General features: G+C 64.8%; 20 protein-coding genes and 1 tRNA gene. 8 read left to right on the top strand and 13 right to left on the bottom strand.

Annotated elements, in window-relative coordinates:
- Positions 1–295 precede the first annotated feature (295 nt).
- Together VGV07_RS04155 and VGV07_RS04160 are read right to left on the bottom strand one after the other, a co-directional pair.
- On the bottom strand, positions 296–1,297 hold the full coding sequence (locus VGV07_RS04155) for a hypothetical protein (RefSeq protein ID WP_326867428.1): 1,002 nt from the start codon (positions 1,295–1,297) through the stop codon (positions 296–298).
- 590 nt (positions 1,298–1,887) lie between these two features.
- The gene (locus tag VGV07_RS04160) at positions 1,888–2,070 is read right to left on the bottom strand and encodes a hypothetical protein (protein ID WP_326867429.1); all 183 of its coding nucleotides are present in this window, start codon (positions 2,068–2,070) and stop codon (positions 1,888–1,890) included.
- Between the two features lie 92 nt (positions 2,071–2,162).
- On the opposite strand from VGV07_RS04160, the gene VGV07_RS04165 reads away from it, so the two are divergent.
- Complete coding sequence (locus VGV07_RS04165) at positions 2,163–3,257, top strand: hypothetical protein (protein ID WP_326867430.1); 1,095 nt, start codon at positions 2,163–2,165, stop codon at positions 3,255–3,257.
- 416 nt (positions 3,258–3,673) lie between these two features.
- Here the strand turns inward: VGV07_RS04165 and VGV07_RS04170 are convergent, their stop codons facing one another.
- From VGV07_RS04170 to VGV07_RS04185, 4 genes are read right to left on the bottom strand one after another with little or no spacing between them, the layout of a single operon-like run.
- Positions 3,674–3,979 carry a UBP-type zinc finger domain-containing protein gene (locus VGV07_RS04170; RefSeq protein ID WP_326867431.1) on the bottom strand — a complete coding sequence of 102 codons (306 nt, stop codon included), beginning with the start codon at positions 3,977–3,979 and terminating at the stop codon, positions 3,674–3,676.
- Positions 3,966–5,411 (bottom strand): sensor histidine kinase, encoded by a 1,446-nt coding sequence (locus VGV07_RS04175; protein ID WP_326867432.1) that lies wholly within the window; start codon positions 5,409–5,411, stop codon positions 3,966–3,968. Before VGV07_RS04175 ends, VGV07_RS04170 begins: the two co-directional genes overlap by 14 nt.
- Before the next feature lie 3 nt (positions 5,412–5,414).
- Positions 5,415–7,115 carry an FAD-dependent oxidoreductase gene (locus VGV07_RS04180; protein WP_326867433.1) on the bottom strand — a complete coding sequence of 567 codons (1,701 nt, stop codon included), beginning with the start codon at positions 7,113–7,115 and terminating at the stop codon, positions 5,415–5,417.
- A gap of 2 nt (positions 7,116–7,117) precedes the next feature.
- Complete coding sequence (locus VGV07_RS04185) at positions 7,118–10,351, bottom strand: adenylate/guanylate cyclase domain-containing protein (RefSeq protein WP_326867434.1); 3,234 nt, start codon at positions 10,349–10,351, stop codon at positions 7,118–7,120.
- Positions 10,352–10,731: 380 nt separating this feature from the next.
- On the opposite strand from VGV07_RS04185, the gene VGV07_RS04190 reads away from it, so the two are divergent.
- The 5 genes from VGV07_RS04190 (at position 10,732) to VGV07_RS04210 (ending at position 15,246) form a co-directional block, all read left to right on the top strand.
- On the top strand, positions 10,732–11,553 hold the full coding sequence (locus VGV07_RS04190) for a cytochrome c oxidase subunit II (RefSeq protein ID WP_326867435.1): 822 nt from the start codon (positions 10,732–10,734) through the stop codon (positions 11,551–11,553).
- A gap of 79 nt (positions 11,554–11,632) precedes the next feature.
- Complete coding sequence (locus tag VGV07_RS04195) at positions 11,633–13,423, top strand: cytochrome c oxidase subunit I (protein WP_326867436.1); 1,791 nt, start codon at positions 11,633–11,635, stop codon at positions 13,421–13,423.
- On the top strand, positions 13,420–14,124 hold the full coding sequence (locus tag VGV07_RS04200; RefSeq protein ID WP_326867437.1) for a cytochrome c oxidase subunit 3: 705 nt from the start codon (positions 13,420–13,422) through the stop codon (positions 14,122–14,124). The genes VGV07_RS04195 and VGV07_RS04200 overlap by 4 nt, the downstream gene beginning before the upstream one ends.
- Positions 14,125–14,141: 17 nt before the next feature.
- A complete protein-coding gene (locus tag VGV07_RS04205; protein ID WP_326867438.1) occupies positions 14,142–14,852 on the top strand; it encodes a heme-copper oxidase subunit III family protein in 711 nt (236 codons plus the stop codon).
- 4 nt (positions 14,853–14,856) lie between these two features.
- Positions 14,857–15,246: a cytochrome C oxidase subunit IV family protein gene (locus VGV07_RS04210; protein WP_326867439.1), complete on the top strand. Its 390-nt coding sequence runs from the start codon at positions 14,857–14,859 to the stop codon at positions 15,244–15,246.
- Positions 15,247–15,255: 9 nt separating this feature from the next.
- On the opposite strand, the gene VGV07_RS04215 is transcribed toward VGV07_RS04210, so the two are convergent.
- Positions 15,256–15,651, bottom strand: coding sequence for a cytochrome c family protein (locus tag VGV07_RS04215; protein WP_326867440.1), 396 nt, complete (start codon positions 15,649–15,651; stop codon positions 15,256–15,258).
- 154 nt (positions 15,652–15,805) lie between these two features.
- Here VGV07_RS04215 and VGV07_RS04220 point away from each other — a divergent pair.
- A tRNA-Gly gene (locus VGV07_RS04220) sits at positions 15,806–15,879 on the top strand.
- A gap of 10 nt (positions 15,880–15,889) precedes the next feature.
- Here VGV07_RS04220 and VGV07_RS04225 read toward each other — a convergent pair.
- The 5 genes from VGV07_RS04225 to VGV07_RS04245 all read right to left on the bottom strand — a co-directional run bounded on the left by VGV07_RS04225 (position 15,890) and on the right by VGV07_RS04245 (position 22,985).
- Entirely contained in the window at positions 15,890–16,993 is a 1,104-nt protein-coding gene (locus VGV07_RS04225) for a sn-glycerol-3-phosphate ABC transporter ATP-binding protein UgpC (RefSeq protein ID WP_326867441.1), read from the bottom strand.
- Between the two features lie 3 nt (positions 16,994–16,996).
- The gene (locus VGV07_RS04230; protein ID WP_326867442.1) at positions 16,997–19,558 is read right to left on the bottom strand and encodes a GH116 family glycosyl-hydrolase; all 2,562 of its coding nucleotides are present in this window, start codon (positions 19,556–19,558) and stop codon (positions 16,997–16,999) included.
- A 203-nt stretch (positions 19,559–19,761) separates the two neighbouring features.
- A complete protein-coding gene (locus VGV07_RS04235) occupies positions 19,762–20,613 on the bottom strand; it encodes a carbohydrate ABC transporter permease (RefSeq protein WP_326867443.1) in 852 nt (283 codons plus the stop codon).
- Positions 20,610–21,518, bottom strand: a complete 909-nt coding sequence (locus VGV07_RS04240; protein ID WP_326867444.1) for a sugar ABC transporter permease — start codon at positions 21,516–21,518, stop codon at positions 20,610–20,612. Before VGV07_RS04240 ends, VGV07_RS04235 begins: the two co-directional genes overlap by 4 nt.
- 180 nt (positions 21,519–21,698) lie before the next feature.
- Positions 21,699–22,985: a sugar ABC transporter substrate-binding protein gene (locus VGV07_RS04245; RefSeq protein ID WP_326867445.1), complete on the bottom strand. Its 1,287-nt coding sequence runs from the start codon at positions 22,983–22,985 to the stop codon at positions 21,699–21,701.
- A 196-nt stretch (positions 22,986–23,181) separates the two neighbouring features.
- Between VGV07_RS04245 and VGV07_RS04250 the strand changes: the two genes are divergently transcribed.
- On the top strand, positions 23,182–24,195 hold the full coding sequence (locus VGV07_RS04250) for a LacI family DNA-binding transcriptional regulator (RefSeq protein ID WP_326867446.1): 1,014 nt from the start codon (positions 23,182–23,184) through the stop codon (positions 24,193–24,195).
- A gap of 70 nt (positions 24,196–24,265) precedes the next feature.
- Here the strand turns inward: VGV07_RS04250 and VGV07_RS04255 are convergent, their stop codons facing one another.
- The gene (locus VGV07_RS04255; protein WP_326867447.1) at positions 24,266–25,828 is read right to left on the bottom strand and encodes a hypothetical protein; all 1,563 of its coding nucleotides are present in this window, start codon (positions 25,826–25,828) and stop codon (positions 24,266–24,268) included.
- Positions 25,829–25,895 lie beyond the last annotated feature (67 nt).

The raw sequence follows: 25,895 nt of genomic DNA on the forward strand, positions 1-25,895 counted from the left end.
TCGCAAGCATGTCCGGGGGAAGGGGTACGACGCCGCATCCGGCATCTCCGTTGCTTCCTACAGGAAGCAGCACCGGCGGGGCCGTCTGCCGCTTCCGTCCTGCTGGATGATGACCACCAGCGGAGGTCGACTCTGCTTGGGCAGCGGCCCGCATACAGTGTGGTTCGCGTAACCTGAAGGCGATGAAACTCGCACATCGGGCGGCTACTACGCCGCCACTCCCGGGGAGACATCCTCAGAACGTAGAGCGGCGCCGCATTGCTGCGGCGCCGCCCCTGTCGATCAATGGCAGCTATCAGTTGTTCTGGTAGCTGATCACGGTGTTGCCGTTGCCGGTCTGGCTGACCGACGACCAGCCACCGTTGGTGACATTCTGGTCGACATGCGAAGCATTGCCGACGCCGGTCTGCACCACGGTCGACTCGTTGTCGTTGCCGTGCTGGTCGGTCTGCGAGGTGTTGAGCGCACCCAGCTGGACGGTCGCCGCGCTGTTGCCGTCGCCTTCCTGCTTGGTCTCGGAGAACTGCACCGCACCGCCCTGCAGCGTAACGGCCGTGTTCTCGTCGCCCTTCTGGTCGGTAACCGAGCCATTGAGTACGCCAAGCTGGCCGGTCAGCGAGAGGTTGAGGTCGCCGTCCTGCTTGGTCTTAGAACCATTGAGTAGCCCGAGCTGGACTGTGGCCTCGCCGTTGGTACCCTTCTGGTCCGTGTCGGAGTAGTTGAGGGCGCCGGCCTGCAGCGTGAATGAAGTGTTGGCCCCAACGGTGCTGCGCTGCTTCTTCTTGGCATAGTTGCCCAGGCCGACCTGATAAACGGTCGAGTCCTGCGCGCCGAGAGTTGCCTCTTGGTCGACGTCGGCCTTGTTCCACGAGCCATGCTGCTGAATGTTCGAGTTCAGCAGGCCAGCGGTAGCCTTCTGCTTGACCTTGGCCGAGTTGCGATTGCCGTCCTGCAGGATGTTGGAGTTGTTCTTGCCGAGCCCGATTTCCTGATTGACGTCGGTCTTGTTGCGGTTGCCGTACTGCGTGACGACATCGTTGTTCTCGCCGTACGCGCAGATAAAGAAGATGCAACCGCCGCCGGCCTTCTGAGTGTTGATGCCGACATTGTTGTCGCCATCCGAATAGATGTCGAACTTGCTCTTGCCGTTCCCCGACTGGCTGTTCACGACAAAATTGCCGTTGCCATTCTGGTTGACGATCAGTTTGGGCCAACCGGCCGGCGGTGCTGAGAGCGCGGGAGCCGCGGTGACGGCGAACATCGCCAGTGCCGAAGCGGCGAGTAGAACAGAACGCATGTATTCCTCCATGTGAAAAATAGCCCAGCGCCGTAATCCAAGTCGGCTTGCTGTTGAAAACTATCAAAGCGCATGTGGAGTTTTCGGCCAAACAATCTAGCGTATAGAAACTATGCAATAGAACGCCATTGGCGGGATGCATTTACCAGTCTGAACCGTTATATTGTCGGCATTCGCATACGGTTATGCGTCGATCTTGGTATCTCTGTGATAATTGCAGTACGATTGAGCGATCGGGGCGACGGATGCTCAACGCGGTAGCGCGAAAGTGCAGTGTACTGGTATGAACGTACCGTGCTGGAGGTGACGGCATCCGGCTGGGGGCGGCTCCCGTCGTAAGCCTTGCGATTGACGGGATCGCCCATCGGCGTTCCCGTCTTGCGGTTCGCATTGAATTAGTTGTGCCAGTTCAACGGCGTAGCTGCAGTGCGCGGTCGTCTCGGCACGGCTGCTGCCTGGTCTTCGGCCAGCTCTGGTGGCAGGGAACACTGCCTGTCGGTCGCGCCGATGTGACCGCTACCATCGCGGATTAGCGGCGTCGCGGTAACCATTTATATGGTATATAGATTGCTAACAGAGGGCTATCCGGCCTATTTGTTGTCATCGAAGCCGGGCGGGCAGTTGTTCGCCGTCGAGGTGGAGAAATCGAAGCAATCGTTCTGACGAATGACTGCGGAGGTGACTGGATCGGAGGCGATCCGGAGAGGGATGCCGGTGCATGATGAGGCCGCACCGGTGAAGGTCAACAGGGGCAGGGCCACGCGTACGGTCACTGCGGGCGCCAAGGAGCGGCGGGGGCGCCTATGAGTACAGGTGTAAGTCTATGGGGTATTCTCAGAACAGTCTGACCAGTGCCATCTATGAGATGGCCCTGGGCCGCTCAAACTGGGACAGTATTCTCGACATCCTGGCCGCAAGCTTCCCCGGATGTCTCGTCACCGCGTCAGGCGACGATATCGCGAGTGGGGCGAATCTGGCCTTTGCTCAGCGTGGTCTCACGCCACCGGCGGTGGCGAGCTATATTGCCACCTATGCAGCTCTCAACCCAGTGACGCGGCGCGCTGCCGAAGTCGCGACCCATCAGTTGTTCCACGATGATCAGCTCGTCGACCGCGCTGAGGCGGCGCAAGGCCGCTTTCATCGCGAGTGGCTGTCGCAGCAGGGCGATTTCGCCGCCTCGAGCGGTGTTGTGGTGCTGCGCGAAGGGGCGCGCCAGTTGGCGGTCACCATCCACTACTCGCCGCAACGTCAGGCCGAGTTGCGTCCCCGCATTGCCGGCATCCTGGGCGAGGCCGCCCAGCACTTCGGTCGAGCCTTTGAAATCGTCGGGCGCAGCCGCTTCGCCGATGGCCGCGGTTATCTGGAGGGCGTGGTTGCCGATCTGCCGTTCACCGTATTCTTCGTCGATGCGAACATGCGCATCCACTATTCGAACTTCCATGCCGAGAGCCTGAGACGGCAGCATGAAGGGCCGTTCAGCAGTGCCGACGGCGTGTTGCGGGCCACCGACGAGCGCTCCGACGCCAGCCTGCGCAATCTGGTTCTCAAGGTGATCTCATCGCGGCGCACGCCGACATCGGTTTTGCAACTGAGCGAGCCGAGCAACGACGAGCGCTACTTTGCCATCGCGCGTCTCGCCGTACGCAGCGGACAGCACTACCAGTTGCACGACGCCATTCTCGATCCTGGCCCGCTGGTGATGCTGGTGGTGCACGGCAGCCTCGAGATGTCGTCGCTGCCCACTGACCTGTTGTGGCGCGCCTTCTCGCTCACTGAATCCGAGGCCCGTCTGGCCGAAGCGCTGCTCAACGGCGACACCCTGGCCGACTTTGCCAGGGAGCGCGAGGTCTCCAAGCAGACGCTGCGCAACCAGCTGGTGGGCGTCATGCGCAAGACCGGCACGCGGCGGCAGTCCGAGCTGGTGTCGCTGCTGACGCGCCTGGCGCTGACCTGTCTCTAGGCTGGCAACCTGGCCGATCCGCTGCCACACGAGCAATTGGCGAAACGCCCCAGTCGCATGCACTGGGAAGCTTAGGTTCAGCCCAATGCACGCCGCCTTAGCTCCGACCGGCGACGCTTGGTGTGCGAACCGAGGCCCTGCAAGTCCCTAAAAAATCGGTTTCATCCCCGCGAAAGCGGGGACCTCCGTTTGTGAACGTGCGGCGGGCACGAAAACAGAGGTTCCCGCTTTCGCGGGAATGACCCGGTGGGTGGGGCGCGACCCTGACTTCGCACCCATGAGCGAAAGGCAGGGACCCAACTCACCACTTGCGCCTACTGGTCGATGGGGCCCCGGCTTTCGCTGCGCTTCCACTCGACCACTGCGCACCGTGAATACCCACCGGCAACCACTTGTCGGGCTGACCCGCAGCTGGTTCAAATCGGCCGTTGCCGCATCGGCTTGCCCTCCGGCAGCTCAACATCGTCGATGAAGCAGTAACGCCAGGTCTCGCCGATTTCGTACGACTGGATCACCGGATGGCCCGTGGCGTGGAAATGCCGGCGGGCGTGGCGGTTGGGCGATTCATCGCAGCAGCCGACATGGCCACAGACGAGGCACACTCTGAGGTGCACCCATTCGTCGCCGTGCGCCACGCACTCGGGGCAGGTGTCGGTCGAGTTTGGAACCACGTCGCGGATCAGCGCCTCATGGGCGCAGCGTCCGACCTCATCGAAGGTCATGGGTCTTCTCCGGTGTCGCCGGGCGGCCGAGCCGTAGCGGCAGCACGATGCGGAACTCCGTTCGTCCGGGCCGGGAGGTGAAGCTGATGCGTCCACGGTGCCGGTTCACCACGATATTGTGTGCGATGTGAAGGCCGAGTCCCGTGCCGACGCCCTGTGCCTTGGTGGTGAAGAACGGCTCGAAGATGCGCCGCCCGACCTCCTCGGGGATCCCCGGTCCGCTATCGGCGATCAGCACCTCGACTTCATCGCCCAGCTGGCGCGCGCCCACTTCGAGCTTGCCTTCGCCACCCATCGCCTGCACCGCGTTGTCGATCAGGTTGGTCCACACCTGGTTGAGCTCACCCGCATAGGCCTCGATCCGGGGCAGCGCTGGCTCGTACATCCGGGTTACGGCCACCCCCTGCTTCAGCTTGTGATTGAGGATCATCAGCGTGTCGTCGAGGCTCATGGCGATATCGACGTCCTGCACCGGCGCCTGGTCGAGATAGGCGTAGGACTTCACCGACTTGACGATGCTCGAGATGGCCTTGGAGGCGACCTCGATCTCTTCCATCAGCTGTTGCGCCGCCAACCCGCGCCCCAGCCACTGCAGCACCGGGTCGATATGCGCCGTGGCGAAGATGGCCAGCACCGGCTCGAGGCGCTCGACCGACCAGCCATAGGCCGCCATGGCCGGAGCGATTTCCCAGGGCTCGGCGATCCCGAGCGCTTCGAGCCGCTGGCTCAGCCGGGACTCGATGCGCCGCGCTTCCGCGTCGGAGCAGCGCGTGGCGCGGCAATCGGCGATGCTGCGTTCGAGCTCCGCCAGCCCTTGTCGTTCCTCGGGTGTCATCTCCAGCATGCTGAGTTCAACCGTGCGGCCGCGCCACCCCTCGAACGCTTCGCTGAGATAGCCGGTCGAGCGCTGGATCGCGGCCGCCGGGTTGTTGAGCTCGTGTGCCAGTCCCGCAGCGAGGGTTCCGAGCGCCGCGAGCTTATCCGACTGCACCAATGATGCTTCGGTGCTCCTGAGCCGCGAAGTCACCGTGCGCAGCAGCGTCGCCGCCGCCTCCGGCCTTCGTGCCAGCAATTGCCGGAACGCCTCCGAGCCTATCGCCAGCAACTCGCTCGGCTCGGTCGCCCGCACCGAGGCGGTGCGTGCCGCCTGCTCGAGCAGCGACATCTCGCCGAGGAATTCGCCCGGGCCGCGCGTTGCCAGGGTCACTTCGTGCTCGCCATCCGCCTTGGTCACCTCCACGGCGCCACTGAGGATGATATAGAGTGAGCCGCCTTGTTCGCCCTCGCGGATGAACACCTCGCCGGGCGCGACCTGCACCCGTTGGCCGGCCTGCCAGAGCTCGCTCGCTTCGGCGTCGCTCAGCTCGGCGAAGATCGGCACCTGGCGGATCAGGGCCGTATCATCTCCCATGCCGCTGGCGGTTGCCACCATGGCTCAGCCACCGGATGCCGGCGCTGGCCGTTGCGCCGGGGCAGGACCGCGCAGGTGCTGGTGCACGAAAGTTACCGCCATCGCCCCCTCGCCGACCGCCGAAGCGATGCGTTTGGTCGATTGCCGCCTTACGTCGCCAGCGACGAAGATTCCCGGCACGCTGGTTTCGAGCCAGAACGGTTCGCGTTCCACCGACCAGCCTGCGGGCTTCCGCCCTGCCTCGCGCAGCAGGTCCGGGCCCGAGAGGATGAAGCCTTGCGCATCGAGCTGGAGCTTGTCCTTCAGCCAGTCGGTGCGGGGCGAGGCGCCGATGAACACGAATACCGCCCGCGCCGGCACCTCGGTCACCACGCCGCTGGCGCTGTCGAGCACCGCTACCTTTTCGAGGCTTTCCTCGCCGATCAGCGCACTGATCGAGGCGCCGGTCTGTACTTTGACGTTCTCCGCCTCCTCGATCCGTTCGATCAGGTATTGCGACATGCTGTCGTTGAGCGATTTGCCGCGCACCAGCAGCGCCACCGACCTGGCGAAGCGGGCAAGGTGCAGCGCCGCCTGGCCGGCTGAGTTGCCGGCACCGACGACGAAGACGTCCTGTCCGGCCGTCCCCATCGCTTCCGTCATTGCCGCGCCGTAGTAGAGCCCGGCGCCCGACAGCCGCTCCGCCCCCGGTACGTCGAGCAGCCGGTACGATACGCCCGTCGCGACGATCAGCGCTTGCGTGGCGACTTTGCTGCCGTTGCTCAGCGTCAGGATGTGGTAACCGTTTTGCGTCTCGAGGTTCATCGCCTCAACCGGGGTGAGGATTTCCGCGCCGAAGCGCCGCGCCTGCTGCACGCCGCGCCGGGTCAGATCCGCGCCGCTCAGCCCTATCGGAAAGCCAAGATAGTTCTCGATCCGCGAACTCGTGCCGGCCTGTCCGCCGGGCGCTTCGCGTTCGATCAGCAGGGTCCTCAGCCCTTCCGATGCGCCGTACACCGCGGCGGCAAGGCCAGCCGGCCCGGTGCCGACCACCACCAGGTCGTAGGTCTCGGCCACCGCATGGGTGTGCAGCCCGACCGCTTCGGCCAGCGCCGCGATGGTCGGGCGCGACAGCGCCGTGCCGTCGGCGAGGACCACCAGCGGCAGCGGCTCGGCCGCGGCTCCCGCCAGTTCGCGCAGCGTCGCCGCCTCGGCGTCGGTCTCGATATCGAGCCAGCGATAGGGCACGAGATTGCGGGCGAGGAAATCGCGCACCCGGTGGCCATGGGCCAGCCAGCGATGGCCGACCACCCGCACCCCCTCGAACACCGGCTGGTAATTGGCCCGCCAGTCATCGAGCAGATCGTCCAGCACCGGGTAGAGCTGCTCTTCCGGCGGGTGCCACGGCTTCATCAGGTAGTGGTCGAGCTTCACCTCGTTGATCGCCCGGATTGCCGCGTCGGTATCGGCATAGGCAGTCAGCAGCACGCGCCGCGCCTCGGGATACAGCTCCATCGCCCGCGCCAGGAACGCGACCCCGCTCATTTCCGGCATTCGCTGGTCGGCGATGAACAGCGCGATCGCCCGGTTGGCGAGCTTGAGCTCGCCGAGCAGTTCGAGCGCTTCCGCCCCGGAGGCTGCGCGTTCGATATCGTAGCTTGCTGCGTAGTGCCGCCTGAGGTCGCGCGTCACCGCGGCGAGAACCGAAGGTTCGTCGTCGACGGCAAGGATCACCGGCTTTTCCATGGCTAGGCCTGGATGATGTGCGGCAGGGCTGTCGCTGGCGGCGGCAGCTTGATTTCGTCCCTGAGGCTTGCCGCCTCGTCGCGCGCTTCCGCCGCCACCCCTCGTTCACCCAGGGCATCGGTGACGTCGCCGAGCACACTCAAGGCGTTGGCGAGATAGGGCTTCAGATTCATGCGGCGGAAATAGGCGATCGCCGAGGTGATGGTTTCGCGCGCCTCGCTCGCCCGCTCGAGCCGCAGCAGCGCCCGCGAGAACGGCATAGCCAGCACTGCGACGACGAAGTCGTCATCGGTCGATCGGGCGTTGTCGATGGCGCTGCGCAACTTCTCGATCGAACCCGTCGAGCCCTGCTCGAACTCGGCCTCCGCCACGCCGGCGCGGATCATGTTGATGTAGTAGTCCATGCCCACCGCATCGGCGAGCTTCAGCGAGCGCCGGAACTGCACCAGCGCATCATCGATATTGCGTTTGTCGAGCTCGCCCCGACCCACACCGAAATAGCCGGCACAGGCGCATTCGAGCCCATTGTTCGACATGGCGAGATCTGCCCCGAGATGCGCATGCTCGAGGCCTTTCTCGATGTCGCCCATATCGTAGTACGCCATGCCCGCGCCGATATGTACGTCAGCCTGCTTCACCGCCGACCCGATCGTTGGGATCAGCGCCAGAGCCTCTTCGACCAGGGCGCTGGCCTCGTCGAACTGGCCCAGCCGGGCCAGCGCGATGGCGCGGTAGGTGAGAGCGTGGCCGAGGATATCCGGCGCGTCTTGCTTACTGGCCATCTCGATCACTTTGGCGAGCTTCTCCTCGCCAGAGCGGGCGTCCCGCTCCACCAGCGACCACGTTGCGATGAACAGCGGCAGCAGCAGCACCTGGTCGTCGCCGGTCTCGGTGGCAAGGGCCTGCGCCTCTTCGAGATAAGGGAAGCCCCGCGACGGAAAGCCGGTGACCATGTGGACGTTGCCCATCCACGACAGCGTCAGCCCCAGCCGTCGCTTGTCGCCCAGCTCTCGCGCGATCTGTACCGCCTTCTCGATCTTTTCCAGCATGCCCTCATATTGCCCGCGGCGATTGCGCACCCAGGCCCACTCGAGCACCGCGTCGATCAGGTCGGCGGGCATGGCGCCCGGCATCTTCTCGAGCGTTGCGAGGATCCGGTCGCGATGTTCGAGCTCCTCGCGCACCGCGTAGACCCGGCGCGCCGTGTCGGCGGCGACCCGCGCATATTGCAGCGTCCGCTCGAGGTCGCCCGCCTCTTCGAAATGGTGCGCCAGCATCGCCGCGAACTCATCGCGCCGCTCGGCGAACAGGGTCTCCAGCGCCGAGCCGCAGCGCGCGTGCAGGTCCCGGCGGCGCGAGCGCAACAGCAGGTCGTAGGCCGCCTCGCAGGTCAGCGCGTGCTTGAAGATGTATTCGCGCTCCGGGTCGCGCGCCTTTTCACGCACGAGTTGTTCGTAGCTGAGGGTCGCGAGATGCGGCTCGATATGCTCGATCCGCTCCGGCGCCGGCCCGTTCTGCAAGACCGATTCCAGCACCCGGTGCTGGAACACCCGACCGATCACCGCCGCCGTCTGCGCCACCCGCTTGGTGGTGTCGGGCAGCCGGTCAATGCGTGAACTGAGGACGCCCGCCAGCGTATCCGGGATGGTCGCCTCGATGATGTCACGGGTGGCCCGCCAGTGCTCGCCCTCGCGCACCACCTGGCCGCCGTCGATCAGCGAACGCAGCACTTCCTCGAGATAGAACGGATTGCCCTCGGAGCGCTCGAGGATCTGCGCCCGGATGCTCTCGGGCAGATCCTCGATATGCAGCAGGTTCCCCAGCAACTGGCTGGAACCTGCCGCATCGAGCGGTTCGAGGTCGAGGCGCGAGAAGCTGCTGCCGAGGCTCCCCTGCAGGCGATCCAGCAATTGCCAACTGGCCGCCTTCCTGTCAGGCCGGAGGATCGTCACCAGCAGGATCGGCTCGAATGCCGCCAGCGTCGCCACTTGGGCGATCAGCTCCAGTGTCGCCGAGTCCGACCAGTGCAGGTCATCCATCACCATCACATAGGGCGTCATGCCATTGTCGGCATGCATCACCGACTTGATGGCGTTGACGATGGCGGCCGCCACGCCGTTAACCACCGTTTCCCCCGACATGGTGCGGAGCGTCGCGCGGCTTGCATCGCCTTCCACCGCGATCATCGTCTCGTAGAACGGGATGTCGGTTGGCTTGAGCCCCAGCCGCTCGACCCAGGCGGCGATCTTTTCCCGGACCGCGGGCGCGGCATCCATGTCGTCAGCGCCGACGATCACCCGGCCGAGCTGCCGCCAAGGATAGTAGGGGATTGCCTGACCATAGGAGATCGCCCGCGTTTCCCGCCAGATCGGTCGCGGCTCGGGCAGGGCGTCGCGCAGGTGCCTGAGCTCGGCGAGCAGTCGCGATTTGCCGAGGCCGGCCTCGCCGACCACTGCTACCACCGAGCCGATCCCCATGGTCAGGTCAACCAGCCGGTCCCGCAACAGCCCGATCTCGCGCTCGCGCCCAACCAGCGGCGACGACAGTCCAGCGAGCCCTCGGGTCGCCTCGGGCACCGCCTTGATGCCGGTGACCTCGTAGCATTCGACCGCCTCGGTCTTGCCCTTCATGTCAATTCTGCCGCGCGGCCGGAAATCGAACAGCGCATGCACCAGTTTGTGGGTGTCGGCGCTGATCAGCACCGTGCCTGGTTCTGCCGCCGACTGGAGCCGCGCCGCCACATTGGCGGCGTCACCCAGCGCCGTGTACTCGGTCTTGATCGCGTCGCCGACAAAGGCCAGCACCGCCGTGCCGGTATTGATGCCAACCCTCAGATCGAAATCGACGCCGTGCTGCTGCTTGATGCCCGTGGCGTAGCGCATCGCTGCGTCCTGCATCTCGAGCCCGGCGCGCACCGCGCGTTCGGCATCGTCCTCATGCGCCACCGGCGCGCCGAACAGCGCCAGCACCGCATCGCCCATCAGCCGCGACACCGTCCCGCCATAGTGCGATACGGCGGCATTCATGAAGGCAAAGGCGCCGTGCATGATGCCGGCCCAATCCTCGGGGTCCATCTGTTCGGCTATGGTGGTGGAGCGCGCCACATCGGCAAACAGCACGGTCGCAAAACGGCGTTCGCCTTCGACAGGCCGGGCGACCTCAAGCGCAATACCGCAATTGGCGCAAAACTTAGCCGCGTCCGGGTTGCTGAAACCACACTTGAGACACGTCTGCATCGCCATCTCTCGATGGACCTGCCGATCGGACATTCGCCCATTCGGCCGCAAGTCCTGTCGTGTAGTTTAGCGTTCAGACCAGGCCCAAACAAGCCACGGCTTCGGAAGCGTCGTGGCGCTGTCATCGTCGAGGCTGCGAGAATTGGTCGCAATTGACAAGTCCGTGAGCCAATGTGATCATCAATATCTAAGTGCCGGTGCCTAAAGCAAATATGGCTCCGATTCTAGTTGGCCTGAGACCATCCGGGCCGTGTTTGCTCTGTAGCAATGCGCCATGCATGGCTGAAGACGAGCAGAACCCCTGCTGCGCCCGACGTATGTTTTGCGCTGCGCTCTAGGCGCCGACTGCCTCATCGTCTGCCCTCTGGAGGAGGAGTGGGATGGTCGTAGCAGTCGTGCTTGTGCTGATCGTTGTCGGCTCGGTGGCGTTCCACTTCTTGAGCCCCTGGTGGTGGACGCCGATCGCGTCCAACTGGGGCTATATCGACAACACCATCATCATCACCTTCTGGATCACCGGGGCGGTGTTCACCGCCGTGGTGCTGTTCGTCGCCTATTGCGTCTGGCGCTTCCGCCACAAGGAAGGGCAGAAGGCCGACTACGAACCCGAGAACAGGCGGCTCGAGAACTGGCTGATGGGGCTGACCGCGGTCGGTGTCGCCGCCATGCTGATCCCCGGCCTGTTCGTCTGGGGCCAGTTCATCACCGTTCCCGCTGACGCGACCGAAGCCGAGGTGATGGGAGCGCAATGGCAATGGTCGTACCGTTTGCCCGGCGCCGACGGCAAGCTGGGGCTTTCCGACACCCGCCTCGTCGCCGCAGACAACCCCTACGGCATCAAGCCCGACGATCCCAACGGCCATGACGACGTGCTGATCGAGGCCGATTACCTGCACCTGCCGGTCGACAAGCCGGTGAAGATGCTGCTGCGCTCGGTCGATACGCTGCACGATTTCTACGTCGCTGAGTTTCGCTCCAAGATGGACATGATCCCCGGCGCGGTCACCTATTTCTGGTTCACCCCCACCCGCACCGGCCAGTTCGAAGTGCTCTGCGCCGAGCTCTGCGGCACCGGCCACCCCTATATGCGCGGCGGTGTCGTGGTCGACACCCAGGCCGATTACGACGCCTGGCTCGCCAGCCAGCAGACCTACGCTCAACTCTATGCTCCGGAGGTTCTCAAGACGGCCGACATCAACTAGCGCGTTTCAACAAACGCTCGAGGCCGCCGGATTTTCCGGGCGCGATTTCGCATCAGACGACGTGCTAGGAGGCACTCTGATGGTCGACGCCACTCACGGGCCCGATGCCCACGCCGCCGAGTTTCCGGATGCCGAGCTCTACCATCCGAAAAGCTGGTGGACGCGCTATGTCTTCTCGCAGGATGCCAAGGTCATCGCCATCCAGTATGCGAGCACTGCGCTGGCCATCGGCATGCTGGCGCTGGTCTTGTCCTGGCTGATGCGCATGCAGCTGGCCTTCCCCGGCTTCCTCTCCTTCATCGACGCGGCAGCCTACTACCAGTTCATCACCATGCACGGCATGATCATGGTGATCTACCTGATCACGGCGCTGTTCCTCGGCGGCTTCGGCAACTACCTGATCCCGCTGATGCTGGGCGCCCGCGACATGGTGTTCCCCTATGTCAACATGCTCAGCTACTGGACCTACCTGCTTGCCGTGCTGGTGCTGGTGGTGAGCTGGTTTACCCCGGGCGGGCCGACCGGGGCCGGCTGGACGCTCTATCCGCCGCAGGCCATCCTCTCCAACACGCCCGGCCAGGAATCCGGCATCGTCCTGATGCTGGTGTCGCTGATCCTGTTCGTCATCGGCTTCACCATGGGCGGGCTCAACTACATCGTCACGGTGCTGCAGGGCCGCACCCGCGGCATGACGCTGATGCGCATGCCTTTGACCGTCTGGGGCATTTTCATCGCTACCGTCATGGCCATGCTCGCCTTCCCGGCTCTGTTCGTCGCCTGCGTCATGATGCTGTTCGACAAGCTGCTCGGCACCAGCTTCTTCATGCCGGCGCTGGTCGAAATGGGAGAGATTCTTCCGCATGATGGCGGCAGTCCGATCCTGTTCCAGCACCTGTTCTGGTTCTTCGGCCATCCCGAGGTCTACATCGTCGCGCTGCCCGCCTTCGGCATCGTCTCCGACCTGATCAGCACCCACGCGCGCAAGAACATCTTCGGCTACCGCATGATGGTCTGGGCCATCGTCATCATCGGCGCGCTGAGCTTCGTCGTCTGGGCCCACCACATGTATGTCAGCGGCATGAACCCCTATTTCGGGTTCTTCTTCGCCGTCACTACGCTGATCATCGCGGTGCCCACCGCCATCAAGGTCTACAACTGGGTGCTCACCCTGTGGCGCGGCGATATCCATCTCAACCCGCCCATGCTGTTTGCGCTCGCCTTCATCGTCACGTTCGTAAATGGCGGGTTGACCGGGCTGTTCCTCGGCAACGTGGTGGTCGATGTGCCGCTGTCCGACACCATGTTCGTCGTGGCGCATTTCCACATGGTGATGGGGGTGGCGCCGATCCTCGTGATCTTCGGCGCCATCTACCACTGGTACCCCAAGATCACCGGCCGCATGCTCGACAACACGCTGGCGCACCTGCACTTCTGGGTCACCTTCCTCGGCGCCTACCTGATCTTCTTCCCCATGCATTATCTCGGCATCATGGGGGTGCCGCGGCGCTATTTCGAATCCGGCGATATCTCGTTCCAGCCGCCTTCCGCGCATGATCTCAACATCTTCATCACCGTGATGGCGCTGATCGTCGGCGCGGCCCAACTGGCCTTCGTCTTCAACCTCGTCTGGTCGATCCGCCACGGCAAGCCGTCGGGCGGCAACCCCTGGCGGGCCACCACGCTCGAATGGCAGACGCCGGAAACGCCGCCCGTCCACGGCAATTTCGGGCGTGAGCTGCCGGTGGTCTATCGCTGGGCCTATGATTACAGCGTGCCCGGCGCCGCCGAGGACTTCATCCCGCAGAACCAGCCCGGGCCCAACCCGCCGCACGATGAAGCCCCGAGGAAGCGCAAGGCTGCCAAGTCATGAGTATCGTGGTGATGTTCTTCGCCATCCTCGCCGGCCTCGCCGGCTGGTGGCTGGCGCGCCAGCGGCTGACGGCAAAACCGTGGCTGGAGCAGGGGGTGATCGAGGGTGTTCCCGATTTCCAGGCCTCGCGCGACCCGGCCAAGCGTGTCGGCCTCGGCTTCCTGCTCGCCGTTGTCGGCTCACTGTTCGCGCTGTTGACCGGCGCCTACTTCATGCGCCGCGAACTGGGCGACTGGCAGCCGCTGCCGGTGCCCCCCATCCTCTGGTTCAACACTGCGATGCTGGTCGCTTCGAGCCTTGCGCTCGAATGGACCCAGCGGGCGGTGCACCGTGGGAGCATGCCGCAGGTGCGCGGCGGTCTCGCAGCGGCAGGACTGTTCGCCGTCACCTTCCTTGCCGGCCAGGTGCTCGCCTGGGGCGAGCTATCGTCGGCCGGCTATATCGTCGCCGGCAACCCGGCCAACAGCTTCTTTTATCTGGTCACCGGCCTCCACGGCCTGCACATCCTCGGCGGCCTCGTGGCGGTCGGCTGGGCCGGCCGCAAGGCGTGGGGAAGGGGGGGCGTCGACAGCGTCCGTCTCAATGTCGAGCTCTGCGCCACCTACTGGCTGTTCATGCTGTTCGTCTGGATGGTCCTGCTTAGCCTGCTGGCCGGCTGGGCCAGCGATTTCGTCGCATTCTGCCAGCAGCTGCTGAGCTGACCGAGGGAGTATCGCCGATGTCCGATCCGGCCCTGACCCACACCGATCCGCAACCCGGGCTCCCGGGCTTCGTCGCCGATTGGTCGTCCGACAAGACCGCCTTCAAGACCGCCTCCTGGGGCAAGGCGATGATCTGGATCTTCCTGCTCTCGGACACCTTCATCTTCAGCTGCTTCCTCATCGCCTACATGACGGTGCGCATGTCGACGTCGGAGCCCTGGCCGAACCCTTCCGAGGTGTTCGCGCTCGAGATCGGCGGAGTGCACATGCCGCTGATCCTCATCGCCATCATGACCTTCGTTCTCATCTCCTCGAGCGGCACGATGGCGATGGCGGTGAACTTCGGCTATCGCCGCGACCGGGTGAAGACCACGGTGCTGATGCTGCTGACCGCCGCGCTCGGCGCGACCTTCGTCGGCATGCAGGCCTTTGAATGGACCAAGCTGATTTCCGAGGGGGTGCGGCCATGGGAGAATCCCTGGGGCGCCCCGCAGTTCGGCTCGGTGTTCTTCATGGTCACCGGTTTCCACGGCACCCACGTCACCATCGGGGTGATCTTCCTGTTGCTGATGGCCCGCAAGGTGTGGCGCGGCGATTTCGACACCGGCAAGAAGGGCTTCTTCACCTCACGCAAGGGCCGCTGGGAAATCGTCGAGATCACCGGGCTCTACTGGCACTTCGTCGACCTGGTGTGGGTCTTCATCTTCGCGCTGTTCTACCTGTGGTGAGATCATGGCTGAAGCACATATGAGCTCCGAAACCCTGGCGGCGCCCGACGCCCATGCCGAGGGCCAGCAGCACCCCATCCGCCTCTACCTGATCGTCTGGTTCTGGCTGTTCGTGCTCAGCGCCTGCTCCTACGCGGTCGATCTGTTGCAGTTCCAGGGCTATGTCCGCTGGGGCCTGATCCTGCTCCTGATGCTGGGCAAGGCCGGGCTGATCATCGCCGTGTTCATGCACATGGTCTGGGAGCGGCTGGCGCTCAGTTACGCCATCCTGGTGCCGCCGGTGCTGGTGCTGGTCTTCGTCATCCTGATGGCGTTCGAGGCCGACTACACCTTGTTCACGCGCCTGGAGTTCTTCGGCGCGAGCCCCACGGTGCCCGCGCCGGTCGTCCACTGAGCGAGGGGGCTACTGGGCCGGAGGCGGCGAGAGCGATTGGAGATAAGCGATGACGTTCATCGCGTCTTCGGGCTTCGCCAGCCCGGCAAAGCTCATCTTGGTGCCTTTGACGAAATCCCGGGGCTTGGCGAGGAACTGCGCCAGGTTCTCCGGCGTCCATACCAGCCCGCCCGCCCCGGCATCCTTCATCGCCTGCGAGTAGCTGTAGCCTTCATAGGTCCCGGCGGTGCGCCCGACCACACCGGTCAGCACCGGGCCGACCTTGTTGGTCGCGCCTTCGCCCACAGCATGGCAGGACATGCATTTCTTGAACACCGTCTCACCCAGCGCGGCATCGCCACCCTGCGCCAACGCACTTGTGCCGCTCAGCATCAGAACGGTAATCGCAATCGCAGTCCGAACCATCTCACGACCTCCCTGTCCGACCCCACACCGGGAGATCAGCTCCCGGTACGTCGGGCCAGTGGGGGTGACTATAGCGCTACCGGGCGAAACCCCAAAGCAGGACTAATCCTCCACCTTGACGCCGCGCCCCGCATTCGGCACATACGTCCCTGTCGCGGGTGTAGCTCAATGGTAGAGCAGAAGCTTCCCAAGCTTACGACGAGGGTTCGATTCCCTTCACCCGCTCCAGCCTCTCCCCTCAGTTGAAGTAAGTTGCGCGCCAGTCCGACTGCACACCGATGGTCTCTCCGGCTTCATCGAACAGATGCACGAAGTGCTCCGGGAACTGGATGGCGAGCTTGTCGCCCGCCGCGACGCGGCTGATGCCGCGGAGTGCGAGGGCGAAGTCGTTGCCGGTGCTGTTCTTGGCGTGAACGATGGTTCCTGAGCCGAGTACCTCGGTGGTGGTGGCTGTGACCTCGAACGGTCCGTGTCCAAGTTCCGCATGCTCGGGGCGGATGCCCAGCGTTACGGGAGCGCCATCGACGAAATCGAACTTTCGGCCCGGCAGGGGGATCACCGCGCCGGAGGCGAGTTCCACGGCGGCGCCGTCGGCGAGGCGTCGCAGCGTGCCTTTCAGCGTGTTCATCGGCGGGGCGCCGATGAAGTGGGCGACGAACAGGTTTTTCGGCTGGGCATAGAGTTCGACCGGGCTGCCGACCTGCTCGATGCGGCCCTCGTTCAGCACCACGATCTGGTCGGCCATGGTCATCGCTTCGACCTGGTCGTGCGTGACATAGATCATGGTCGAGCCGAGCCGCTGGTGCAGCGCGATCAGTTCGCCGCGCATCTTGATACGCAGCTCCGCATCGAGGTTGCTGAGCGGCTCGTCGAACAGGAAGGCCTTTGGTTCCTTGACGATGGCCCGGCCGATGGCGACGCGCTGGCTCTGGCCGCCCGACAACTGGTTGGGCCGACGGGCGAGCAGGTGCGTGATCTGCAGTATGTCGGCGGCCTTGGCCACCCGCGCCGTGATCTCGGGTTTAGCCAGCCGCTGGTTCTCGAGCCCGAACCGCAGGTTCTGCTCGACGCTCATATGCGGGTAGAGCGCATAGGACTGGAACACCATGGCCATGCCGCGCGCCGAGGGGAGCAGGTGATCGCAGCGCGCGCCATCGATATGCACCTCGCCGCCGCTCACCTCCTCGAGCCCCGCCATCATCCGCAGCAGCGTGGACTTGCCGCAGCCGGAGGGACCGACGAACACGGTGAAAGAGCCGTCCTTGATGGTGAGGTCGATGCCGTGGATCACCTCCAGCGACTGGAAGCTCTTGGTCACCGACTTGAGCTGGATCTCGGCCATGGCTTACTCGTGGGTCACAGCGGATGAGGGGGCGGCGATGGTCCTGCCATCGACGATGATCTTCGTGTCGGCCGGCAGCGTCCCACCAAGCAGCTCGACGCTGATCTCGTCGCCCGACCGATTGAGCGTGCCGAACGCGGTGCCGGCCGACCAGAACAGGCGGCAGTCACCCTCCATTTTCGGAGCAAAGCTCAGCGTGCCGGCCACGAAATCAGCCTCGAGCCCCGAGCAGGCGTTGACCAGCTGCCAGGCCGACATCGAGCGGGCGTAATAGGAGCCGCATTCGATATCGTTCCAGGGGTTGCGCGCCGAGCCGTCGTGGCGGTCGCGGGCAGCGCGGACAATGTCGAGTCCTTCGGCGACGAGGCCATGCATGATCATGTGCGAGGCGGACATGTATTCGAGGCCGGTCCACACCTCCTCGGCATAGGGAGCGGCAACCATCGGTTGGCGGATGCCATCGGGGTAGGTGGCGTTCAGCAGCCCGCCTTCATCCTCGAAGGCGTAGTTGCGGCACGGGTTGAAGTGGTCGGCCAGGCTGGGGCGGAAATTGTTGGCATGGACCGAGCGGAGCGCTGTCTCGATCTTGCCCTTGTCGAGGAACTGGCCGATGCCGGCGACCTCGGCGTGCCACTGGCCGAGGATCTGGTCGGTGATGCAGCCCTCGCCCATCTGGTATTTGATCTCGCCGAATTCGTCGGACCAGTAGACGTCCATGAAGCTATCGGCGAGGACGCCGGCGGCGCGGCCCTCATCGAACGGGGTCAGCACCGACTTGTCGGAGAGATCGATCTTCTGGACGAACCAGCGGCCGTTGAAGAGCTCCTGGTCGATATAGGTGGCGCCGGCCTTGCCCATGCGCGCGGTGGTCGCTGCAAGGTCGTCGTCACCAAGGACGGCGGCCATTTCGGTGGTGGCCAAAAGCGCCGCGACATACATCGAGCCGAGCCACGAGTTGGGCCCGAACAGTTCCATGTCGAGCGTCTGGTGCTGGCGGCCCGAGAGGATACCGGTCTGCTCGGGATCCCAGCGGTCGGGGTTGTCCTCGCTCCAGGCATATTCGATGGCGCGCTTCACCTGCGGCCAATAAAGCTTCAGCCACTCGGTATCGCCCGAAAGCTTCCAGTCGCGATACGTCTTGATGATGGCGCCGAAATGCCCGTCGGCGCAGGGGCCGATAATGTCGAAGCCGTTGCCGAGCGGCAGCTTCTGCCGGAACGTCAGCCCGCCCGAGGGCAGCATGTTGTAGGTGAACTCGGTCTCGCGCAGCGTGCGCTCGATCGCCGGGAACAGGTGGGCCAGCGCCTGCTGGTAGTTCCACACATGCGTGCACGTGCCCTCGCAGGAGCCGTCAGCAGTATGCTGGCCTTCCCAGGCCCAGAGCTCACCACCCTCGAGGCGGATCACCGTCGCGGTGCGGAGCAGGGCGAGCGTCGAACTCGCAGCATCCTTCACCGGCGCCGGCAGCGTGCTGCCGAACAGGCCATCACGGAACGCGAGGGTCCGCCGCTTCAGCTCGTCCCAGCGGGCGAGTGCATCGGTGGCGGTCGCCAGCGAGTCCGCCCATTGGGTGGAGTAGTAGTTGGTCCAGCTGGGCGTCGGACGATCGGGGATCACGCCATCGGGCTTGGGGCGCCAGGCCCAGTAGACATCGCCCTTGGGAAAATTCCACGCGATGGCAAAGCGCACGGTGCGGCGCTCGCCTGATGGTACGGTGACCTTTGCACCGAGCGTCGTATGCTCGGGCTGGAAATACATGTGGCGGCTGCGCGGCGTGTCGTAGTGCCGGGTGGGGAGCGGGCCGGGACGGGCGAACTCCTTCCAGTAGACGCTCAGATCGTCGAACCACTGGCCGCGGAAGTGGTAGTCGGTGTGCTCGACCAGTTCGGCGTCGGTGGCGATACTGAGGTCGCCGCGCTCGGTGTCCTTGATCTCCGGATCATCGGAGGTGAGGTGCATGGCGCTGACGCCGTTCGCCTGCCGGAAGCTGTTCCTGCCGCTATTGGCGCCGTAGTTCCCGAGCGTGCCAGCGAGCGTATAGGTCAGCGCCTCGGCACTGGTGTTGACGATCTCGAACTCCAGCATGGCGACCGGCATCGAGCTGTCGCGATCCTCGTGCGGGATGAACGGCGAGAACGCCGTCATCCGCACCCCGCCCGGGAAGCGGTCGTCGGAAAACACCAGATCGGCGGTGGGGAAGCGGCCGTAGAAATCGACATTGCGGAAATGCGGCACGCCGACCAGCGTCTGGCGGTTGGCGCCATGCCCGAAGCCGTCGAACATCTTGCGCATCCCCGGCGCGCCCGCCGGGTTCTGATCGTACGGACCGTTGAGCACGCGCGCATCGACGAGCCTGCCATCCGCCTCCGCCTTGATGGCGAAGTGGGAGTAGCCGTTGTAGCTCTGCAGTGCCGGCCGGTTGCGCAGCGACCAATCGATCAGCCGGCCGCTGCCCGAAATCGAGAAGCCGCCCGAACCGATGCCGCCCAATGGAAAGGCGAGGTAACGGGAGCGCTCGCCGGCATAGTGAAAGCGCGCGTCTATGGAGGCGAGATCGTCCCACATTCAATGAATGTCCCTGCTGTACTGCATAACTAGTGGTGGGGCGGCAAAGGCCCCCTCACCCGGCCCTGCGGGCCGACCTCTCCCCCAGAGGGAGAGGTGGTGATGGGGGCGATATGGTGCCGCAGCGGCACCTCTCCCTTGGGGGAGAGGTCGACGCGAAGCGTCGGGTGAGGGGGCCTTTGGTGCAATGGTCATGGCACGGCTTAGTTCTTGATGCCGCTCATCGTGATGCCTTCGATCACGAACTTCTGGGCAATGAGGAAAAGCAGCACGACCGGCAGGATCGACATGCTCATTGCGGCCATCACCAGCGACAGGCTGCCCGAGCCGAGATAGCCGCGCAGCACGTCCATCGCCACCGGCAGGGTCATCGAGGTCTCGCGGCCGAGCAGCACGCGCGCCTGGAAATAGTAGTTCCAGGTCTGGGTGAAGGTGATGATGCCGAGCGCCGAGAGTGCCGGCCTGAGCTGCGGCAGCGAGATGCGCCAGAAGATCTTGAGATAGCCGGCGCCATCCATCAGCGCGGCTTCCTCCAGCGCCTTGGGTTGGCTCAGCATGAACTGGCGCATCAGGAACACCCCGAAGCTCGAGGTGAGGTACATCAGCGCCAGCCCGATCGGCTGGTTGATCAGCCCGACCTGGGCAAAGCCCAGATAGATCGGCAGGATCGTGACCTGCGCCGGGAACATCAGCCCGATCAAGAGGATGACGAACAGCGTGTCGCGGCCGCGGAACTCGAGCCGGGCAAAGGCGAAGGCAGCAAGCGTACAGGTGACCAACTGGCCCACCGTCACCACCACGGCGATCAGCAGCGAGTTGCCGTAGATTTGCAGGAACGGTACCCGCGAAGCGAGCACGGCGGCATAGTTGGAAAGATCGAGGCTGGTCGGCCAAAAGGTCGGCGGCAGCTTGTAAGCCTCCGACACCGGCTTGAACGACACCGAGAACAGCCACAGGAACGGCAACAGCATGCCGATGGCGAGCACCGCAATGACGGCGATGATGGTGTAGTCGAGCCAGCGCTTCGCGGCCTGGGTCTGCATGGGGTTGTTCATCGCTGCACCCACTTGCGCGACAGAGCTTGCTGGATGGCGGTGATGATGAGGATGATCACCGTCATCACCACCGAAATGGCGGCGGCATAGCCGATCTGGAAGCTGCCAAAGCCCTGCTCGACGATGAGGATCGACAGCGAGCGGGTCGCATCGCCGGGGCCGCCCTGGGTCAGGATGACGATCGATTCATAGACCTGCAGCGCGCCGATCGAGGCGTAGACGATGCAGAAGAACACCACCGGCGAGATGTAGGGCAGGGTGATGCGGAAGAACTGCCGCCAGGCCGGCGTGCCGTCCATCACCGCCGCTTCCATGATGGTCTTCGGCACACCCTGCAGCGCCGCAATGAAGATGATCATGAAGAAGCCGGTGTTCTTCCATACGTCCATGATGACGATGGAGGTCATGGCGGTCGAGGCATCGGTCAGCCAGCGCACGGCGGGCAGGCCCAGGACGCGCAGGAAGTAGTTGATGACCCCGAGGTCATCGCCGAAGAAGTAGCTCCAGACGATCGAGACGAACGCCGCGGCGATGATCACCGGCAGGAAGAAGGCGAGCCGGAAGAAGTAGAGCAGCCAGCCCGGCATGGCGCGATTGAGCGCCAGAGCGAGGATCAGCCCGATCGAGACGTTGAAGGTTACCGCGAAGAAGGTGAAGCGCAGCGTGTTCCACAGGATCTCGAGCGAGCGCCGATCGGTAAAGAAGCGCTGGAAGTTCTCGAACCCGACCCAGCGCGAGCCGAGCATCGGGTCGTAATAGGCGAAACTGAGGATCACGGTGAGGATCACCGGCGCCAAGACGAAGGTGAGATAGAGCACCGAGGTAGGCAGCACGAACAGATACCCGGTCCGCGCCTGGGCGCGGCGGAGATCGGAGGGTTTTTGTGCCGCGATTGCTTTGGTCACCGTCATTACAACCCGACTGATAGGGACGGCCCCCTCCCGGCCTCCCCCATAAAGGGGGAGGTGAAGAGTCGAGCCTTAGCTGCGATTGTGCCACGCTCACCGGCAGGGCACCTCCCCCTTCATGGGGGAGGATGGGAGGGGGTCGTCTGTCTCAGTCGGCTCCCCTCCCACGGGAGGACCTCAGCCGCCCAGCTGCTGCTTCAGGCGGGCGAAGGACTCGTTGAGTTCGGCGTCGGCGGCCTTGGTGCCGTCGGCGATGGTTTCCTGGCCCGACATCATCGCCGTGTAGTGCCGGATGAAGATCTTCTCGACTTCCTGGAAGTTGGCAGGCGAGGGCACGGCCGTCGTGAACGGCAGCGTCTCGTAATAAAGGAAGGCGCTGGGCGGGAAGGCCAGGAAGGCTTCGCTCGAGGCCGCCGACTTGCGGCCCGGAACGCCGCCGCCGCGCTCGCCCTGCTCGCGCTGTGTCTCCTCGCTGGTGAGTTCGAGCACCAGCGCCTTGGCGAGATCGGCATTGGGCGCCGACTTGGCGATCGCATAGGCGCCGAAGCCGATGACGGTGGCTTCCTTCTCCTTCATCGGCGGGATGGCGATGTCCATGTTGACGTTGTTCTTTTTGGCGTTCTGGACGATCCACTGGCCGCGGCTGATCATCGCCACCTGGCCGGCCATGAACTGGTTGTCCAGCGTCTCGGCACCCGGAATGGGCGACACCCCGTCGACATGGATCAGGTCGTAGAGGAACTGCAGCGTCTCGGCGACCTTGGGGTCGAGCATGTTCGAGGCCGTCCAGTCGGCATTCAAGACGCCGGTGCCGTTGGAGAAGAACCACGGCTGGACGAAGAAATTCTGGTTCGGCACTTCATAGCCGAACTGGGTGACAGTGCCCGAGGCGTCCTTCACGGTGAGCGCCTTGGCCGTCTCGCGGAACTGCTCCCAGGTCCAACCACGCGCCGGGTAGGCCAGGCCTGCCTTGTCGAACAGGTCGCGGTTGTAGTTGATCATGATGTTGTTCCAGCCGATGGGGATGTAGTTGATGTTCCCCTTGTACGAGCCCTGTTCGAACAGGCTGGGCGCAAAATCCGAGAAGCCGGTATTGGCGGCGACGAAATCGTTGAGCGGCAGGAAGAGGTTGCGCGCCGAGAACGCCTGGAAAGTTTCGATCGCGGTGCCGTAGACATCGGCGGCCGAGCCCGAGGTGAACTGGCCGAGCACCTTGGTGACGTAGTCGCCCCAGCCGGTGGAGATCGGGTCGATCGATACCTCGACGGTAACGTTGGGATAGGCCTTGTTGAAGCGCGCGATGGCGTTGTTGATGCCGGCGAGCTCGGCATCGCCACCGAACGTCTGCAGCTTGAGCGTCGCGGTGATATCCGACTGTGCTGCGGCCCGGCCGAGCCCCAGGCCAGCGCCCGCCGCCAATGCTGCCGACGACACCAACAGGTTGCGGCGTGAAATCCTGAACATACTCAATCCTCCCTCCGCGCCATCGGGCGCTTATCGTTGACCGATCCCCCGGTCGAAACGTTTCGTATCGCTGGCCTGATGATGCGCCGGCTGGAGTATCCCCCCATCCGTCGCCGGTCATTTGCGAAGTCGAAACGTTTCGTATACAGCACTTTGCGACGCGCTTGGCAAGAGCCAAGGCGCTTGGAGATTCGACTTGGCAACCATTCGCGACGTGGCGAGGCATGCAGGCGTGGCCATTTCCACGGCATCGGCGGCGCTGAACCGCTCTGCACCGGTGAGTGCCGATGTGATCGCCAAGGTCGAGGCGGCGGTGCGCGAACTGGGCTATGTGCCGCATGGCGGGGCGCAGAGCCTGAGGAGCGGCCAGTCGCGGCTGATCGGCCTGATCGTTCCTTCGATCACCAATCCGCATTTCGCCGCCGTGGCGCGCATTATCGAGAATGTCTGCCTCAATGCCGGCTATCTCTCGATGGTGTTCTCGACCGGGCAGGATTCGGAGCGCGAGAACCACATCCTGCGCATGCTGCGCCAGCAGCGTGTGGCGGGTCTGATCATCATTCCCACCCGCTCCGACCTCGAGCACGGCCAGCGGCTGAAGCGCGAAATTCACGTGCCGACCGTGCTGCTCGACATGTTCGTCGAGGGGCTGGCCTACAACGTCGTCAAACTGGACAACATCGCCGCAACCCGCATCGCGACCCAGCACCTGATCGACCTCGGCCATCGCCGCATCGCCGTCCTCACCGGCATCGCCGAGCTCGCCACCAGCAAGGATCGCCTTGCCGGCTACCTCGAGGCCCATCGGGACGCCGAACTAGCAGTCGATCCGGACCTGCTGCTCAAGGGCGACTACGACCAGTCATTGGCCACCCGGAGTGTGTCGGCCGCGATGCGCCTGGCCGATCCCCCGACGGCGCTGCTGTCGATTTCGAACATGATGACGCTGGGGGCGCTGCATGCCCTGCACGATCTCGGGCTCGCCGCACCGGCAGACCTGTCGATCGTCGGCATTGACGATTTCGATTTCGCCGAACTGCTGGCGCCGCCACTGACCGTCGTCCGCGTGCCCCTCGCGAGCATGGCCGAGCGCGCCATCGACATCATGCTCGATCTGATTGCCGGCCGCCGCCGCGCCAACAGCGAGACCGACCTGTTCTTTCCCGAACTGGTGATCCGTGGTTCCACCAGGCGGCTGCCGCGCGCCTGACGCCGCGCCCCGGCGGTCCGCGATCCCGCTCTATTGCCGGCTTCGATGGCGGCGGCTGTGATCGGCCCGGCTAGCCCGCTGTCGCCGATGCTCCGTCCGGCACCCTGATCCAGCCCTGGGGCAGGAAGCCGCGTTCATCGATCGGCCAGCGGGCATCGGCCGGCAGTTGCGGTTTGCCATCGACACAAGCCCATGTCCCGCTGGGCGCCAGCAACTGCTCGACATTGGGGTTCCGCTCGCAGAACTCGCGCATTTCGACCACCGTCGGCGCCATGTCGCAGATCGGTCCGATATACGATGTACACGCCAGCACCGCCCCGGAGACGCAGCGCCAGCGTACCCGGTCACGTGCCGAGCCGGGTGGAACCAGCAGAGCCTGCGCAATCGCCGAGGTCACCGCGGGACCGACATAGCGGTTGTCGATGTAGTCGATTGTCCCGACCGCACGGCAATAGGCGAACGGATCGTCATAGCTTCCGGCCGAAGGAGCGGCCGCGACCCGCGCTGGCGCGATTGCCGGTTCGGCCTCTGCCGCCGCCGGTGTCGGGGGGGTGGACGCCGCCACAGCCGGCGCTGCCGGCAGCTCGAGTTTCGCGGCCGGAGCGGGCGTGGCGGCGATCCTCGATGCGACCTCTGGCTCGGCTGCCGGCGCCGGCGTCTTCCCGGCATCGGTGCTGAGCACTGGCGCCGGTGCCCCGGGCTGGCCGAACAGTGCGTCGAGCGACCCGTCGCGATTGATCAGGTAGCCGCCCGCCGCAATGATCCCGATGCCCAGAACGGCGACGATCGCTGCCAGTATCGCGACCCAGATGTTGCCGCGCTGGTCTCGCTCAGAGCTGCGCCGCTGCTGCTCCGGTCGGGCCTCCGGCCCGCGCCGGGGGGCTCGTTCGCGGCCGGGCCCGTCAGGCTCGCGCCGCCGCACCTCGGGTTCGCGCTCCCACGTCTCGGCTCGCGGTTCGGGCGCGACCCGGGCCCGCGGAGCCTCAGTCGGCTCGAGCTGTTCGCGGCGTGCTTCCGCCCACATGTCGGGATCGTGGCGACGCGGCGGCGGCGGCGCATCGAGATCTTCCCAGCGCGGCGGCGTGGTCGTCGGGCGCGACGTGACGGTCACATCGTCCAGCGTCAGCGGAATGGCGCGCTTGGGCGGCGGCGGCACGTCGTGTCGCGGCATCAGCATCGGGTCCATGCGCAACGCTGCTTCGCGTTCGAACTCGCTGTCGTTCTCATCCGGGGCCTCGACCGCCAGCCGCCGGTTGCGCCGGGCCTGCCGTCGACGCCGGACCTGCAACTCGCCGGCAAGGAACGCGAACAGTGCCGCAATCCCGGCGGTACCCGCCGGCGCCAGCAGGTGGTAGGTGAATAGCTGCGGCATCGATATGGCGATCCCCAGCCAGCCGGCTGCTGCGCCGATCAGCAGCAGCGCCGCAAATCCCGGAGTCACCGTGGCGAGCACGCCACCGAGCAGCGCGGCGCCGGCGACCGCATACCAGATGATGGTGCCAAGCAGCCGCTCGTTCGAGCTGTGGGTCCAGAAATCGAGGAACGGGGACATCAGGTCGACGCGCAGCGCACTCGGCGCCAGGAGCGCAAACAGCCCGGCAATCAAGCCCAAGAACAGCGCGGCAATTCTCACCGTAAATTTCCCCGATGGTCTTTGTTGCGCCCCCGCCGGCGAAGCATGCCCACCAGCGCACCCAAGC

This window comes from Devosia sp., from assembly GCF_035944845.1.
Classification (GTDB): domain Bacteria; phylum Pseudomonadota; class Alphaproteobacteria; order Rhizobiales; family Devosiaceae; genus Devosia_A.

Coding starts and splice junctions, on each gene's coding strand:
- VGV07_RS04245 (WP_326867445.1), bottom strand. CDS start 22,985: ATGTTCAGGATTTCACGCCGCAACCTGTTGGTGTCGTCGGCAGCATTG.
- VGV07_RS04170 (WP_326867431.1), bottom strand. CDS start 3,979: ATGACCTTCGATGAGGTCGGACGCTGCGCCCATGAGGCGCTGATCCGC.
- VGV07_RS04215 (WP_326867440.1), bottom strand. CDS start 15,651: ATGGTTCGGACTGCGATTGCGATTACCGTTCTGATGCTGAGCGGCACA.
- VGV07_RS04190 (WP_326867435.1), top strand. CDS start 10,732: ATGGTCGTAGCAGTCGTGCTTGTGCTGATCGTTGTCGGCTCGGTGGCG.
- VGV07_RS04185 (WP_326867434.1), bottom strand. CDS start 10,351: ATGCAGACGTGTCTCAAGTGTGGTTTCAGCAACCCGGACGCGGCTAAG.
- VGV07_RS04180 (WP_326867433.1), bottom strand. CDS start 7,115: ATGGAAAAGCCGGTGATCCTTGCCGTCGACGACGAACCTTCGGTTCTC.
- VGV07_RS04165 (WP_326867430.1), top strand. CDS start 2,163: ATGGCCCTGGGCCGCTCAAACTGGGACAGTATTCTCGACATCCTGGCC.
- VGV07_RS04230 (WP_326867442.1), bottom strand. CDS start 19,558: ATGTGGGACGATCTCGCCTCCATAGACGCGCGCTTTCACTATGCCGGC.
- VGV07_RS04225 (WP_326867441.1), bottom strand. CDS start 16,993: ATGGCCGAGATCCAGCTCAAGTCGGTGACCAAGAGCTTCCAGTCGCTG.
- VGV07_RS04205 (WP_326867438.1), top strand. CDS start 14,142: ATGTCCGATCCGGCCCTGACCCACACCGATCCGCAACCCGGGCTCCCG.
- VGV07_RS04200 (WP_326867437.1), top strand. CDS start 13,420: ATGAGTATCGTGGTGATGTTCTTCGCCATCCTCGCCGGCCTCGCCGGC.
- VGV07_RS04195 (WP_326867436.1), top strand. CDS start 11,633: ATGGTCGACGCCACTCACGGGCCCGATGCCCACGCCGCCGAGTTTCCG.
- VGV07_RS04155 (WP_326867428.1), bottom strand. CDS start 1,297: ATGCGTTCTGTTCTACTCGCCGCTTCGGCACTGGCGATGTTCGCCGTC.
- VGV07_RS04210 (WP_326867439.1), top strand. CDS start 14,857: ATGGCTGAAGCACATATGAGCTCCGAAACCCTGGCGGCGCCCGACGCC.
- VGV07_RS04175 (WP_326867432.1), bottom strand. CDS start 5,411: ATGGTGGCAACCGCCAGCGGCATGGGAGATGATACGGCCCTGATCCGC.
- VGV07_RS04235 (WP_326867443.1), bottom strand. CDS start 20,613: ATGAACAACCCCATGCAGACCCAGGCCGCGAAGCGCTGGCTCGACTAC.